Raw genomic sequence first — 15148 nt, forward strand, 5'->3', positions numbered from 1 at the left:
TGCGGCTGTTATGGACAGGTGAGGGTGCATGTTTCAACCCTCACCTATAAACAATAATGATGTTAGAATATAAAATCTTCTTCAGAAAGTCTTTTTTTGATTTCTCCGATTATTCTTTCTTCCTCATCAAGGGATTCGGCTTCAAAAGTTGCACTGAATCTCAGGAAATTTCCGGCGTCATCCCATGGAACAGAAGATATATATTTTTCTCTGATCATAAAATCGCAGAATTCTTCAGCATTGTTGAATTTCTTGCCGCTTTTTGTTCCTTTTGGTATCTCAAAGTACAAATAAAATGTGCCTTTGGGCTGATTCACGTAAAAACCCATATCTGAAAGTATTTCCGACAGTTTGGAAAGACGCCTTTTGTATTTTTCCCTTGTTTTGTCTATGAGTTCCGGATGCTGCAGAGCGTATGCTCCTGCTTTCTGAATGGGAATAAACTGACCTGAGTCATAATTGTCTTTTACTGTGGCAAATGCTTTAACAAGCGTCTCATTGCCGCAAACAAATGCCAGTCTCCAGCCTGTCATGTTAAATGATTTTGAAAGAGAATGAATTTCTATTCCAACATCTTTGGCGCCTTCAACTGAAAGAAAAGAAGGCTGCTTTTCACCGTAGGTAAGTTCTATATACGCAGCATCGTGGACAACAGCTATATTGTTTTCTTTGGCAAACGTTACAACCTTTTCAAAAAAGTCTTTACCTGCTACCGCTCCGGTGGGATTGTTGGGGTAGTTTAAATAGAGCAGTTTGGCTTTTTTTCTTATATCTTCGGGAATTGCATCCAAATCGGGGAGAAAATTGTTTTCTTTTGTAAGGGGGAGGGTATAAATATCACCTCCGAGGTATTTTGTAAGGCTGCCTGTTACAGGATAACCCGGTACCGTCATTAAAGATATATCACCAGGATTTATCAGGGTGAAAGGTATCATTGCCAGCCCTGGTTTTGATCCGATGCTGTGGTTCACTTCACTTACCGGATCTATATCAACGTTAAAGCGTTTTTTCATATAGTCTGCCGCTACATCTTTGAACTCCTGTATACCGTTGTCCGAATAAAATCTGTTTTCCTTTTTGTCCACTTCTTTTTTTAGGATATCTGCGATTTCAGCAGGTGCTTTATCATCAGGTTCTCCCACACCCATATCGATCAATTCGGCAGAGGGATCTTTTTCCATCGCCGCCTTTTTAGCTCTCTTTATTTTTTCAAACTTGTAGATTTTCGTGTCTTTGCCGAACATATTGCCTCCGAGTCTTTCGGCAATCATGTTTTGCATAAATTTACTCATGTTTTCCTCCGTTTTTTTGTTTTATGTAAAATTGCATTAATTTCAACTTTTAATCAACGTCGATTCTTACTTTTTTGTCACAATAGTCTATACCGGGGCAATTTTCATCTTCGCACGGCTCAATATGTATAATAACGTCTGAGTTTTTTATTTCATCTCTAATCCTTTTTTCAATTATGTCAGCTATTTTATGAGCATCTTTCAAAGAGACTTCCCTGCACAGCGTAAGATGCAGGTCCACAAATTTTTTTGAACCGGCTTGTCTTGTTCTCAAGCGGTGAAAATCCAGGTGGTAATCATCATATTGCTTGATTATATCTATGATTTTTTCTTTAATATCAACCGGCAATTCAGTATCAACGAGATCCTTTGTTACATTAAAGTTCAGTTTTAATGCGGAATAAACGATGTAGACAGCTATTAAAACAGACACAACCGGGTCTATAATTTCAATACCCGTGAACTTTACTACAAACAGCGTCCCTATTACACCGAGATTTGTCAAAATATCAATCTCGTAGTGCAGTGCATCCGCTTTAAGAACTGCCGATTCCTCTCTTTTGGCAGTACGCCGCAGAAAAATTGTAAGAAAGAGAGTAACCAGTATAGAAAAAAACATAACATACAATCCGTTATTCACGTTGGTAACGGATTCTTTGTTGATGTATTTTGAATATGCCTCGTACAATATGTAAAATCCTGACAGCATAATTATTATGGACTGTATAAAGGTTGCAAGTGACTCATACTTGTGGTGTCCGAACGGGTGCTCTTTGTCAGGTGGTTGTTCTGAAGCTTTTATGGCATAATAATTAATTGATGAAGTAACAATGTCCATTATGGAGTCAACTGCTGAAGTGACAATGACCAGTGAGTTTATCATAAGCCCGGTTACAAGTTTGATTACAGCCAGAGTACCTGCCACAAAAGCTGAAGTGAGGGCGGCTCCCGTTTTTCTGGTCACTTTTTATCCTTTTTTAAGCGCATTTCATCAAAATGAAACCAGTTATCAAAAAGACCGAAAAGTGCAACTACAACCAGCATAAAAGGTTCGGAAAATATTATAATATAGACTAAAAGCCTTAAAAAAACGAAAATATTGAACTTCTGCATGAAAAAATTTACCAGGTCGAGCCCCTGAAAAAAGAACAATGTCGAAAATATTACGGTTGAATTGTAGGAAATCATTTTTAGCGTGGTGGTTTCAGTTAAAATAAGAAATCCACCCACTAAGAAAGGTATTATCAGGATATCAGGAACTTTGAACAGCTTTATGGGCAGATTCCTGAACTTATAGGCAAAGTTTCTGCTGACAAAGCTCAAAAGTGAAGTGTATGAGTAGCTTAAGCAGGGCAGCAGGAAGATTCCAAGTTGTGCAATTTTCTCTTTATTGTTCGAAATATAAGCAATGTATCCGCGCTCTTCCAGAGGGACATTGTTTTGCTGAATTTGCTTCGATATTGCGTCAATATTTTGCACTATTGCATCATGAAGCATCTGTCTGTATTCCGGCAGAGCCAGCAGTGCTATCACTGTGACAATTAAAACAGGTATTCCGGAGGTGATTACCGGGTACAGTTTTTTCTCTGTTACAGTGTCATAATATAGCAGCAACGCAGGTACAGCAACGATCAGTATAAAATAAAAGGCAATTATTGGGCTGTAAAAAGCTGCTATAGCTAATGCGACTAAATTATATGCATCGCTCTTCTTATCTCTGTCTGTTCCATTTAGGTAAGTAATCACTATAAGAGGAAGAAAAAAAGTCAGAATAAAACCTATCTGCGGAGAAAAAACATTCGATGTAAATAAAAGCAGAGCGATTAATGGTAAAAGTCTGAACGGAATGTAAGAATATTTTTTGAAAAAATTCTGAGACATATCTTTTATTAAAAAAAGGCAGGCGAATTCAGCCCGCCTTTCGTTATATTATCTGTTCAACGTGTAGGGAAGAAGTGCAATATTTCTTGCCGTTTTTACTGAAGATGCCAACATGCGCTGATGTCTTGAACATGTTCCCGTCAGCCTTGAGGGCATGATTTTTCCCCGTTCTGTGATATACTGTTTAAGCAGTTTAGTATCTTTATAGTCAATATCCAGTTTATCAGCACAAAATTTACAAACTTTTTTTCTTTGAAATCTTCTTCTCATTGCCATTTTGTATATTCCTCCTTATAAAGTTTTAGAAAGGGATGTCGTTTTCATCCATTGTATCATTGCCGGAATAATTATCCGTAATCTGTGAATTTTCAGAAGATGCAGTTCCTTCAGATCTGTTGCTCTGACCGGAAGGGCGGGATATCATTTGGATGTTTTCTGCAACTATCTCATGCTTGCTTCTTTTTACACCATCCTGCTCCCACGTTCTGAAGGTCAATCTTCCTTCTACCAGCAGCGGCATACCTTTGGTTACATATTCTCCGGTAATTTCGGCGAGTCTTGCAAATGCAGATATATCAATGAAGAGGGTTTCATCTTTATACTCATCACCGCTTTTGTATCTTCTGTTAACTGCAAGACCAAACTTAGCAACCGGCGTTCCTGATCCTGGAATATACCTCACTTCCGGATTTCTTGTCACGTTACCAAGTAAGATGACTTTATTTAAGAACCCCATATTTTATTCCTTCTCTTTAGTATTCTCTTCTTTCGGTGGATTTTCTTCGGCTGTTGGAGTCTTTTCTTCAGCCGCCTCTACATTTTCTTCCTTAGGAGCGTTTTCCTCTGTGTCTTTGGGGCTCCCTTTTCTCGCTCTCTCTTTTTTCTCTTTTTCGTCAGATTTCTTTTTCAGTTTGAATTTTTTGCCGTCGATTCTTACCAAAGCTTGTCTTAGGACGTTATCATCGTATTTGAAACGTTTTTCCAGTTCCTGAAGAACCGGTGTGTCTGATTTGAATTGAATGAGGAAATAGAGACCTTCTTTGTGTCCTTCAACTTCATAGGCCAATCTGAGTTTGCCCCATGCCTCAGTGTTTACAATTTCTCCGTTTTGCTTCTTAATAAGCTCCTGATACTTTTCCGATAACTCCTGTGCATCCTTTAGGGGCAGCTCAGGGTTAACAAGTAATACCGTTTCGTACAAATTCATTATACATGTTCCTCCTTTTGGATTAATAGCCGAACACTTTATGCGCACAGCAAGGTAGTTGATTTTGATAACAATTTAATTTATATATGTCAACTGAAATGTTGGTTTAACTTGACGGTGTAGGGATTTTATAATTGAGAGAAGGTTTGCATAAGCGCTTTGCTTCAGATAAGTATTTTAAGAGACTGGATATCTGTCTTTCCGAGAACTTTGATATATCAAGGTCATTCAGCTCAGAGATTGTCAAAGATGGACGTGTTTATCTAAATAGCAATGAAATTAAAAAGGCATCTGCTTCTGTACAAGAGGGAGACGTTCTGGATATTTACTTCCCGGAAGAAAAAGAAAAAATACAATTGAGACCAGTGGATTTAAACCTGAGAGTAGTATATGAGAATGAATGGTATGCTGTGGTTGACAAACCGGCCGGAATCGCCGTGCACCCCTCAGAGTCAAATAATAACATTACTTTGGTAAATGCTTTGCTCTATTCACTGGAGAGTGTTGCAAGCGAGGGGGAGGGAGACGACAGACCAGGCATTGTACACCGTTTGGATAAAGACACATCAGGCTTGTTGATTGTTGCAAAAACATTTGATGCCAAGAAAAAGCTTCAGGGGCTTTTTAAAAATAGAAAGATCAGTAAAAAATATATATGCATATGCGCTGGAAATCCTATTGAAAATATCTATGAAATAGAAAATATGGTGGGTAGACACCCTGTGACAAGATATAAAATGGCGGTTTTGAAAGAAGGCGGGAGGTTTGCAAAAAGCAGGGTTGTGGTTATGGAGAGGTATGAAAGTGCGTTTAAGGCTGAAGTGAAGATTTTTACAGGAAGAACCCACCAGATTCGGGTACATATGGCGCATCTCGGTTTTCCAATTATCGGGGACAGTCTGTACGGCGGCAAAAAAGCCACAGGCTACCCTATACAGAGGCAGGCTCTTCACTCATTCAGCCTGAGTTTTTTCTGCCCCTTTGAAAGAAAAGAGGTTTATTTTGAAGCTGAGCTGCCTGCAGATATGAAAAAACTGTTAAATGTGTTGGCTGAATGAAAGACGTGATGCAGTTTTACATGTTGAGATCTTTTAATGGCTTAGGAAAGCACCCGATTTTGCGATCATATATTGTGTATTCCTATGAACAAAATAGGCAAATGAAATAACTATTGAATAATTTTATATTGTTGTGCTAAAACGATGTTTATTGTTGACAGGGCATGAGCGGTGTGTTAAGAAATGCATACTGTATACAAAATACAGAGGTGATATTATGAGTCCTTATTTACCAATAGTAATTATGCTTTTTGCGGCAGCTTTGATCGGCATTATCAGTATGGTGGTCGGGGTACTTATACGTCCCAGCAAACCAGACGAATCGAAGCTCAGTGTTTATGAATGCGGGATGCCCGAGTTTAGTGACGCCAGGAAACGTTATAATGTACGTTTTTATGTCATTGCCATGTTGTTTGTAATATTCGATGTGGAGCTAGTGTTTTTGTTTCCATGGGCCGTGGCTTTTGATAAAGTCGGCCTGCTTGGACTTACTTCGGTTTTCGTGTTTCTGATTATACTGATAGTAGGTTATTTCTATGACTGGAAAAAAGGAGTGCTGGAATGGGAGTAATGGAGCATAAGTTTTCGGATAATATTTTAACCACATCTGTTGACGGACTGGTCAACTGGGCAAGGCGTTCTTCGTTGTGGCCTCTGACTTTTGGGCTTGCTTGTTGTGCTATTGAGATGATGGCTACAGGTGCTGCCAGATATGACCTTGACAGGCTCGGAGTTATTTTCAGGGCCACCCCGAGACAGTCGGATGTTATGATTGTTGCAGGTACTGTGACAAGAAAGATGGCACCCGTTCTCAGGAAGGTTTACAATCAGATGCCTGAGCCGAAATGGGTTATTGCTATGGGAAGCTGTGCCACAAGCGGTGGGATTTTTGATACATATGCAACTGTTCAGGGAGTTGATGAGATAGTACCGGTGGATTTTTACATTCCCGGATGTCCTCCCAGGCCTGAGTCTCTTCTGGATGCTATTGTTGCACTGCAGCAGCAAATTAAGACAGAAAAAATACTCAGGAAATAGTGGGGTGTGATATGAATTTTGAGGATATAAAAAAGAAAGTAGGGGCAGAATTCCCTGAAGATGTTACTTTCAGCGAAAAGCATGGTTGCAGATTTTTGGACACAAAGCCTTATGCTTTTAAGAAAGTTTTAAATTTTTTGAAAGATGGATGTGATTTTGAATATCTTGTCGATGTTGTTGCTGCACATTGGCCGAAAAGAAAAGAGAAATTTGATGTAATATACAATGTGTTTTCCATAACAAATAAAATAAGAGTTTTTGTGAGAGTGAAAATTGAATCTGATTCCCTGGAAACAGTAACGGATCTCTGGAAGTCAGCACTGTTTCTTGAGAGGGAGCAGTATGATCTGGTCGGAGTGCGTTTTGAGGGGCATCCGGATTTACGCAGAATACTTATGCCTGAGTACTTTGAGGGTAACCCTTTGAAAAAAGATTACCCGCTTAAAGGGCGTAAATGGTTTAATGACGTAGATGAGCAAAATCTCGGCATAAGCTTTAGTAAATAAGTTTGGGAGTTATGCTATGCAGAATACAGAAGTGAAAGATAGAGAACAAAAACAGGTTAGCGAACTTATTACTGTTAATATGGGTCCTCAGCACCCCAGTACTCACGGGGTTTTAAGGCTGGTTGTGGATCTCGACGGTGAGACAATCGCGGATGTAAGGCCGGATATAGGTTTTCTTCACAGGGGTGTAGAGAAACTGGCAGAAAACAGAACGTACCACCAATTCATCCCTTTGACAGACAGGCTGGATTATCTTTCCCCACTTTCCAACAATCTGGGTTACTGTCTCGCTGTTGAAAAGTTTTTTGATGTTAAAATACCTGAGAGAGCGGAATATCTCAGGGTTATTCTGGCTGAACTGTCCCGTATAGTAAGCCACCTTGTATGGATAGCTACCCATGCTCTTGATATAGGCGCTATGACCGTTTTTATCTATGCTTTCAGGGAAAGGGAGTATGTTCTCGATCTTTTTGAGATTGCAACAGGTCAGAGGATGACCAGCTCCTGGATGAGAGTGGGAGGAATCAGAGACGATGTGCCTGAAGAGTTTTTTAAGAGGCTGGGTAAATTTGTTTCGATTCTCGATGAAAGGGTTGATACATATGAAAGATTACTTACCAAAAATAGAATTTGGCTGAAAAGAACAAAAGGAATTGGATATCTCTCAAAAGAGGATGCTCTTAGTTATGGTGTGAGCGGCCCTATTATGAGAGGCTCCGGTATAGATTTTGACTTAAGAAGGGACGAACCATATGGTATTTATGACAGGTTCGATTTTGAGGTACCCGTGTATGAAGACGGGGACGTATATGCCAGATACCTTGTTCGTCTGAAAGAGATCAGGGAAGCAAAGAAAATCATAAAACAGGCTATGGAGGGTATTCCTGAAGGACCCACCATGACTGATGATCCCAGGGTTGCTTATCCTTCACATGAAGAAGTTTATGAGAAGATGGAAGCACTTATCAGAAGATTTTACATAGTTTCGAAAGGCTTTAAACCGCCCAAAGGGCACACATACGGATGTGTCGAAGCTCCTAAAGGTGAGCTCGGTTACTACATAATTAGTGACGGGGATGCGAAACCCTATAGATTAAAGATCAGGGCACCCTCGTTTGTTAACCTGGGAGCATTGCCTGAAATGTCCAGGGGGTATATGCTTGCCGATCTTGTGGCGGTTATAGGCAGCGTAGATATTGTACTTGGTGAGATAGACAGGTAAAAGGAGGCATTTATGGATGAAAATGCTGTAGCTGAAGAGCTTGATCTTTCTAAAATAGATAAAATTTGTGAAAAATATAAAGGTAAAAAAGGTTCGACAATACCTGTATTACAGGCTGTTCAGGAAGAGTACGGATACCTGTCCAAAGAAATGCTCGAAAGGATGGGTGATGTTTTAAATGTATCACCTCATGAGCTTTATGGTGTGTTAACATTTTATGCACAGTTTTATACTAGTCCCCGTGGCAAGTATGTGATAAGAGTCTGCAGAGGAACCGCATGTCATGTTAAAGGTTCCGGCAGAATTTCCGAGGTTGTTAAAGAAGAGTTTGGAATAGGGGACGGAGAAACAACTGAAGATTATGGTTTCACTCTTGAAGAGGTTTCCTGCATAGGTGCCTGTGGTATGGCGCCTGTGATTATGGTTAACGATAAAACGCATGGAAATTTAACACCTGAAAAATCCAGAGAAATTTTTAAAGATTACGCAGAAAAATTTAAAGAAGAAGAATAGGGGCAAGTTATGAGTGCTGTTAAATCAGACATAATAGAAGTGCATATTTGCACAGGGACGGCAGGTGTTGCATCCGGTGCTTATGAAGTTATGGATGCATTCAATGAGGTTTTTAAAAGCAAGAATGTCCCTGCAATTGTCAAGGAACGGGAGTGCAAAGTAAAACAGACAGGCTGCCGGGGGCTGTGTGAGCGCGATGTGCTTGTGGATATTTATCTACCCGGCGAAGAAGCTGCTACGTACGAGCATGTTACTCCGGATATGGTTCAGACGATAGTTGATGAGCATATTGGAGAAGGCGAACCTGTAAAAAAATGGGCGGCCAAAAAGAGTTATTACGATTTCTATAGATTGCAGAAACGTTATGTACTTAAGGACTGTGGCGTTGTAGACCCTGAGGATATAGATGACTATATTCAGCTCGGTGGTTATGAGGCAATAACTAAAGTAATCAAGGAAATGTCTCCTGAAGATGTTATTGAAGAGGTTAAAAAAGCCAATTTAAGAGGACGCGGGGGCGGTGGCTTCCCTTCCGGTCTTAAGTGGACTTTTTGCCGGAAATCACCCGGGGATCATAAATATCTTGTTTGTAACGCAGATGAGGGGGACCCCGGTGCTTTTATGGACAGAAGTATTATAGAGGGAAATCCCCATGATGTTATCGAGGGTATGCTGATTGCCGCATATGCCATAGGCTGTAATGAAGGATACATCTACTGCAGGGCTGAGTATCCGCTGGCTATAGCCCGTGTGAAAAAAGCGCTCAAAGTGGCTGAGGAGCGAGGCTATCTCGGTGATAATATACTGGGCACTGACTTTAATTTTAAGCTTCATCTTAAAGAGGGGGCCGGTGCGTTTGTATGTGGTGAAGAAACAGCTTTGCTGGCATCAATTGAAGGTGAAAGAGGGATGCCCAGGCCCAGACCTCCTTTCCCGGCTGTGAAAGGCTTATGGCAGAAACCAACTAATGTTAATAATGTTGAGACCTTTGCTAATCTGCCGATGATAATACTTAACGGAGCTGACTGGTATACGACAATCGGTACTGAAAAATCCAAAGGGACAAAGATATTTGCACTCAGTGGAAAAGTCAAAAGTACAGGACTCGTGGAAGTTCCTATGGGGATTACAGTAAAAGAGCTTATATATGATGTGGGCGGAGGTATCCCCAAGAAGCGTAAATTCAAGGCTGTTCAAATGGGCGGACCTTCCGGCGGATGTCTGCCTGAGGATTTGCTCGATACACCGATTGACTATGATTCATTGACAGCAGCCGGTGCTATGATGGGCTCAGGCGGTGTTGTTGTAATGGATGAAACAAATTGCATGGTTAATATTGCCAAGTTCTTTCTGACGTTTACGCAGCGTGAATCCTGCGGCAAATGCATACCCTGTAGAGTCGGAACCAAGACAATGCTCGATATCCTGGAGCGTATAAGTGACGGTAAGGGCAGAGAAGGCGATATTGAGCTGTTGGAAAGTTTAGCTGAAGACATTAAGATTTCATCACTTTGTGGTCTTGGACAGACAGCCCCGAATCCTGTTTTGACCACTATCAGGTATTTTAGGGATGAGTATGAAGCCCACATATATGATCAAAAATGCCCTGCCAGGGAATGTCCTGAGCTTATAGAGTTTGTTGTTATAGATGAAAAATGCAAAAAGTGCGGGATATGCTATAAAGTATGCCCGGTTGATGCTATTTCCTGGGAGAAAGGGAAAGTTGCTTATATAGATAAAGAGAAGTGCGTTAAATGTCGTGAGTGTATTGTTAATTGTCCATTTAATGCAATAGACTAACCGGAGAGGAAGAGCTATGCTAACCCTTACAATAGACGGAATTGAGGTTAAAGTAAAAGAAGGTTCCACAATTCTTGATGCTGCCAAAGAAGCAGGTGTGGATATACCGCTTCTTTGCCATCATAAAATGCTGCATCCTTTCGGTGCCTGCCGAGTGTGTCTTGTGGAAGTGGAAGGCAGCCCAAAACTCATGACTGCCTGTACAACGCCGGCAGCCGATAAAATGAACATTTTTACACAGACTGAGAAATTGCAGAGGGTGAGAAAAACTGCTATTGAGCTTCTACTCATTAACCACCCACTCGATTGCCCTGTTTGTGATAAGGGTGGCGAGTGCACGCTGCAGGACTTGACATTTGAGTTTGGTATAAATGATGAGCGTTTTGATGCTGAGCCTAACGATACTCCCGTGGATCATTCAAATCCTTTTATTGAAAGAGATATAGACAGGTGTGTTTTATGCGGAAAGTGCGTAAGAATTTGTGATGAAGTCGTTAACATACAGGCAATCAGCTTTCAGAACAGGGGCACGGATACTATAATCGGAACCTCGTTTGATCAACCGTGGCATTGTGAATACTGTGGTCAGTGTATGAGTGTTTGCCCGGTCGGATCACTTAATAACAGGGTATACCTCTTTAAGAACAGACCGTGGAATTTGGAAAGCACTTATTCTACATGTGGCTTCTGTTCATGCGGCTGCACTGTTGTTGTAGATCATCAGGACAATGAAGTATTCAGAATTTCCGAAGATCCGGAAGCAGGTATAAACCACGGTTTTCTGTGTGCCAAAGGCAGGTTTGGGTTCGAGCTTTTTAACTCAACCAAGCGCAAAAGCAAACCTATGATAAAAGGGAAATCCGGTTTTAGCGAAAAAGAATACACCGATGCTATTGATTTTAGTGCTGATAAAATTGTAAAAATAAAGGAAGAACACGGTCCGGAGTCTATTGGTGTGATTGTTTCACCGAGACTTACCAACGAAGAAGCTTTTCTGGCTCAGAAATTCGGAAGAGATGTTATCGGCACAAAGAATATTTATTCATTCGAAACAGCAGATGCCCTTCCGGAAGGAACTTATGAAGATGTGGAAAACAGTGATTATATATTGGTGCTTAATAATGATGTAACCGAATCAAATCCAATACTGGGACTAGCCGTAAGACGTGCTGCAAGGCACAACCCGGCGAAACTTAATGTTTTCTACAGTAAATATACTGCCTTAAGAAGGGTTTCCAGTGAATTTATCAAAGATAACCCGAAGAAAATTTATGAGGAAATTGATGATTTGGTTTCCACAGTAGAGAGCGGAAAAGGTAACTATAAAGCGATGGCTGAAGAGCTTAGCAAAGCTGAAAAACCTGTGGTTATTTATGATCCGTATGCAAGAAAAGATATAGAATTTGCCAAAAGGCTGAAAAACTCTGTGAATAATCTCATAACAGTGCCATGCAAATGGAAAAATAACTCTCAGGGCATAGCTGACATGGGATGTGTTAACGGATTGAAGCCAGGATACAAAGAGGCCGAAAAAGGCGAAGGCCTGAGAGAAGCTCTGGAAACAGACAAATTAAAGGCACTTATTGTTTTTGGTGAAAATCTTGCAACAAAAGCTGAATTCAAGGATCTCACAGGTTCTTTCAAAAAGTTAGATTTTGTAATGGTAAGTGACCCGTTCTTCAGTGAATCTGCCGAATTGGCAGATGTTTATCTGCCTGTGGCTACTTTTACCGAAAAGGATGGCAGTTTTACCAACCTGGAAGGTCGTGTTCAGCAGATTTTTAAAGCTGTGGAAAAGGGGTTACCAACGGATGCTGATATAATAGGTGATTTATCCGCTAAGTTGTCAAAGGAACTGCCGAGGGATATTGAGTCCGTAAGAGATATGATTAAAAAAGAAAATAAACTATACTCTTCAATAAATTTTGACGGTGAGGTAATAAGTTATCCATACTTGTTTGCAGAAGACATAAAAGATGAAAAGATGGAGCTTGCCAGTACCGGTAAATATTATCTGGCTCCCGCTTCGCTTAGACTGCATTCCGGTTCATATACGAGACATTCACCTGATTTATCCAAAGTATATAGTGAGGCAATGCTTGAGATAAATCCGGAGGATGCAAAAGCGTTGAATGTTGAAGAAGGTGAATACCTCGCTGTTAAGGTGGGTGATATGACCCGTAAATATAAGGTTAATATTGATAAACATGTGGACAAGGGAACTGTTTTTCTCCCGAACGACTATAATGAGACGGCGGCGGTATTTCATAAAGGACGCTATCTCAAAGTGGACCTGGTTAAACACGAGGCATAGCGCTTAAATGCGCCGGGATTAGAGATTTAAGTATTTAATATAAAAATTTTAACGAGGTTAGCTATGCTAATTGATGTGGTTTTGATATTAATCAAAATTTTACTTGTAATCACAGTACTGTTACTCGGTGTTGCCTATATGACATGGGCAGAGAGAAAAGTAGTCGGGCATATGCAGGTAAGGCTCGGTCCTACGCATGTGGGATGGAAAGGTCTTTTGCAGCCTATTGCAGATGGTCTGAAACTGGTGTCCAAAGAAGATGTTGTCCCTACAATGGTGGACAAACCGGTGTACATTCTTGCTCCGCTTTTAAGTCTTATTCCTGCTCTTGCCGCGTTTGCGGTGATCCCCTTTGCCGATAAATTTATGTTTATGGGAAGGGAAATGCAGCCTTATATTACGGATGTCAATATTGGATTGTTATATGTTCTGGCGATTTCATCTGTGGGCACTTACGGAATAATCATGGCTGGTTGGGCTTCGAATTCAAAATATGCTCTGCTTGGTAGTCTTAGATCTTCAGCACAGGTTGTCAGCTACGAAACAGCTATGGGGCTTGCGCTTGTCGGCCCGGTATTGCTTGCAGGAACACTTAGCCTCAGGGAAATCACTCTGGCGCAGGGACAGACTGTATGGTTCATTGTCCCCCAAATTGTTGCTTTTGTGGTTTACCTCATTTCTGCTGTGGCTGAAACAAACAGAGCTCCTTTTGATTTGCCGGAAGCGGAAACAGAAATTGTAGCCGGCTTTCATGTAGAGTATTCAAGTATGAAATTTGCTCTGTTTTTCCTGGCTGAATATGCCAACATGTATGTCGTTTCCTCCATTGCTGCAATTGTTTTTCTTGGAGGATTCAGCGGACCTGTTCTGCCGGGATTCATATGGTTCGTGCTGAAAGTTTTGCTGTTCATGTTTTTCTACCTGTGGCTGAGAGCTACATTCCCGCGTTTACGTTTTGATCAGCTTATGCATCTTGGTTGGAAGGTGCTGATACCTGTTGCTCTTGCTAATATAGTGGTAACGGCAGTAATAGTTTACATTGTGAGGTAAGGAGTTGGCTATGAAAAATATATTTAACACAATATTATTTACTGAAATGCTGCAGGGGATGGGTGTCACACTTAAACATTTTTTCAAGAAGCCCGTTACTTATAAGTACCCTTATGAAGCGACGCCTATTTTTCCGAGATTCAGAGGTTTGCACTATATGAAGACTAACGAGAAAGGTGAATCTTTGTGCGTGGGATGCTACCTCTGCGAAGCAGTTTGCCCTTCGGATTGTATTCATATAGAAACCGATGCCGGTCCGAAAGGCGAGCGTCTTGTAAAAAAATATGAACTTGATTTAGCAAGGTGTATATACTGTGGATTCTGTGAGGAAGCCTGTCCAGTGGATGCTATACATATGGGTAACAGATTTGATATTGTACAGTCCAGAAGAGATACATACACAGTAAACATGAAATATTTGGTACAAAATTATAAAGGAGAATAGATTATGGAACAGTTGGCATTTTACGTACTCGCATTTGTAGCGATAATTTCAGCCCTGTTCATGATTACACGGATTAACCCGGTACACTCGGCACTGTGGATGCTTTTGACGTTTTTTGCCGTGGCTGGGATATTTGTGCAGCTTAATGCTGAATTTATCGCGGCAATCCAGGTGCTCGTTTATGCGGGTGCAATTTTGGTTTTGTATTTATTCGTTGTAATGCTACTGAATCCGAAAAGCCGCGGATTTATCAAAGTGCCTGTAAGGTACACATTAGGCACACTAGTGGCTCTTGTGGTGGTTATCCAGATTTTTGCCACACTCCGAAGCACTAATGTCATCGGAAAGCAAGGAACTATAACCCCTGAAATCATGAAAGAATCCGGAAATGTGTTTCTTTTTGGTAAAGAGCTGTTTACCACTTATCTGGTGCCTTTCGAGGTATCATCAATATTGCTGCTTGTGGCAATGATCGGGGCCATAGCCCTTGCGAAAAAAGATTAAGGGGGAAGGCGATGTTATTGCAGCATTATTTGATATTAAGCGCGGTATTGTTCGGGATCGGTATCACCGGCGTGCTTATACGAAGAAATCTGATTGTTATGTTTATGTCAATGGAACTAATGCTTAATGCGGTCAACATAAATATGGCTGCTTTTTCCAAATATTTACATGCAATGAGCGGACAGATATTTATCGTTTTCATTATGTGCGTAGCGGCTGCTGAGGCGGCAGTAGGTCTTGCATTAATTATTTCACTTTTTAGGAACAAACAGACGATAAATGCAGATGAGTTTAATTTAATGAGTAAATAGGAGAGGA

General features: G+C 40.7%; 18 protein-coding genes. 12 read left to right on the top strand and 6 right to left on the bottom strand.

Annotated features, from left to right (window positions below; genetic code table 11):
* Positions 1 to 62 precede the first annotated feature (62 nt).
* The 6 genes from UMU13_RS02225 to rpsF are packed head-to-tail and all read right to left on the bottom strand — an operon-like array spanning position 63 to position 4380.
* Entirely contained in the window at positions 63 to 1292 is a 1230-nt protein-coding gene (locus UMU13_RS02225) for an LL-diaminopimelate aminotransferase (protein WP_328216906.1), read from the bottom strand.
* Positions 1293 to 1341: 49 nt separating this feature from the next.
* A complete protein-coding gene (locus UMU13_RS02230) occupies positions 1342 to 2256 on the bottom strand; it encodes a cation diffusion facilitator family transporter (RefSeq protein WP_328216909.1) in 915 nt (304 codons plus the stop codon).
* Positions 2253 to 3173: a DUF2232 domain-containing protein gene (locus UMU13_RS02235; protein WP_328216911.1), complete on the bottom strand. Its 921-nt coding sequence runs from the start codon at positions 3171 to 3173 to the stop codon at positions 2253 to 2255. Before UMU13_RS02235 ends, UMU13_RS02230 begins: the two co-directional genes overlap by 4 nt.
* A gap of 48 nt (positions 3174 to 3221) precedes the next feature.
* On the bottom strand, positions 3222 to 3449 hold the full coding sequence (rpsR, locus tag UMU13_RS02240; protein WP_013885399.1) for a 30S ribosomal protein S18: 228 nt from the start codon (positions 3447 to 3449) through the stop codon (positions 3222 to 3224).
* A 25-nt stretch (positions 3450 to 3474) separates the two neighbouring features.
* Positions 3475 to 3909, bottom strand: a complete 435-nt coding sequence (locus UMU13_RS02245; protein ID WP_328216913.1) for a single-stranded DNA-binding protein — start codon at positions 3907 to 3909, stop codon at positions 3475 to 3477.
* Positions 3910 to 3912: 3 nt separating this feature from the next.
* On the bottom strand, positions 3913 to 4380 hold the full coding sequence (gene rpsF, locus UMU13_RS02250) for a 30S ribosomal protein S6 (RefSeq protein ID WP_328216916.1): 468 nt from the start codon (positions 4378 to 4380) through the stop codon (positions 3913 to 3915).
* Between the two features lie 146 nt (positions 4381 to 4526).
* Here rpsF and UMU13_RS02255 point away from each other — a divergent pair, with 146 nt between their 5' ends.
* The 12 genes from UMU13_RS02255 to nuoK all read left to right on the top strand — a co-directional run bounded on the left by UMU13_RS02255 (position 4527) and on the right by nuoK (position 15141).
* Positions 4527 to 5438 (top strand): RluA family pseudouridine synthase, encoded by a 912-nt coding sequence (locus tag UMU13_RS02255; RefSeq protein ID WP_328216918.1) that lies wholly within the window; start codon positions 4527 to 4529, stop codon positions 5436 to 5438.
* 217 nt (positions 5439 to 5655) lie between these two features.
* A complete protein-coding gene (locus tag UMU13_RS02260; RefSeq protein ID WP_328216920.1) occupies positions 5656 to 6009 on the top strand; it encodes an NADH-quinone oxidoreductase subunit A in 354 nt (117 codons plus the stop codon).
* Positions 6000 to 6476: a NuoB/complex I 20 kDa subunit family protein gene (locus tag UMU13_RS02265; protein WP_013885404.1), complete on the top strand. Its 477-nt coding sequence runs from the start codon at positions 6000 to 6002 to the stop codon at positions 6474 to 6476. Before UMU13_RS02260 ends, UMU13_RS02265 begins: the two co-directional genes overlap by 10 nt.
* A gap of 11 nt (positions 6477 to 6487) precedes the next feature.
* Positions 6488 to 6982 (top strand): NADH-quinone oxidoreductase subunit C, encoded by a 495-nt coding sequence (locus UMU13_RS02270; RefSeq protein WP_328216923.1) that lies wholly within the window; start codon positions 6488 to 6490, stop codon positions 6980 to 6982.
* 16 nt (positions 6983 to 6998) lie between these two features.
* Positions 6999 to 8204, top strand: a complete 1206-nt coding sequence (gene nuoD / locus UMU13_RS02275; protein WP_328216924.1) for an NADH dehydrogenase (quinone) subunit D — start codon at positions 6999 to 7001, stop codon at positions 8202 to 8204.
* 12 nt (positions 8205 to 8216) lie between these two features.
* The gene (gene nuoE, locus UMU13_RS02280) at positions 8217 to 8717 is read left to right on the top strand and encodes an NADH-quinone oxidoreductase subunit NuoE (RefSeq protein WP_328216925.1); all 501 of its coding nucleotides are present in this window, start codon (positions 8217 to 8219) and stop codon (positions 8715 to 8717) included.
* 9 nt (positions 8718 to 8726) lie between these two features.
* Positions 8727 to 10517, top strand: coding sequence for an NADH-quinone oxidoreductase subunit NuoF (gene nuoF / locus UMU13_RS02285; protein WP_328216926.1), 1791 nt, complete (start codon positions 8727 to 8729; stop codon positions 10515 to 10517).
* A gap of 16 nt (positions 10518 to 10533) precedes the next feature.
* Positions 10534 to 12831 carry an NADH-quinone oxidoreductase subunit NuoG gene (gene nuoG, locus UMU13_RS02290; RefSeq protein ID WP_328216927.1) on the top strand — a complete coding sequence of 766 codons (2298 nt, stop codon included), beginning with the start codon at positions 10534 to 10536 and terminating at the stop codon, positions 12829 to 12831.
* Positions 12832 to 12894: 63 nt separating this feature from the next.
* Positions 12895 to 13881: an NADH-quinone oxidoreductase subunit NuoH gene (gene nuoH, locus UMU13_RS02295; protein ID WP_013885410.1), complete on the top strand. Its 987-nt coding sequence runs from the start codon at positions 12895 to 12897 to the stop codon at positions 13879 to 13881.
* Positions 13882 to 13891: 10 nt separating this feature from the next.
* Positions 13892 to 14326, top strand: coding sequence for an NADH-quinone oxidoreductase subunit NuoI (nuoI, locus tag UMU13_RS02300; RefSeq protein WP_013885411.1), 435 nt, complete (start codon positions 13892 to 13894; stop codon positions 14324 to 14326).
* A 3-nt stretch (positions 14327 to 14329) separates the two neighbouring features.
* Entirely contained in the window at positions 14330 to 14830 is a 501-nt protein-coding gene (locus UMU13_RS02305; RefSeq protein ID WP_328216928.1) for an NADH-quinone oxidoreductase subunit J family protein, read from the top strand.
* Positions 14831 to 14841: 11 nt separating this feature from the next.
* Complete coding sequence (gene nuoK / locus UMU13_RS02310; protein WP_328216929.1) at positions 14842 to 15141, top strand: NADH-quinone oxidoreductase subunit NuoK; 300 nt, start codon at positions 14842 to 14844, stop codon at positions 15139 to 15141.
* Positions 15142 to 15148: the final 7 nt, after the last annotated feature.

The sequence above is a fragment of the Flexistipes sp. genome, from assembly GCF_036172515.1.
Taxonomy (GTDB): Bacteria; Chrysiogenota; Deferribacteres; order Deferribacterales; family Flexistipitaceae; genus Flexistipes.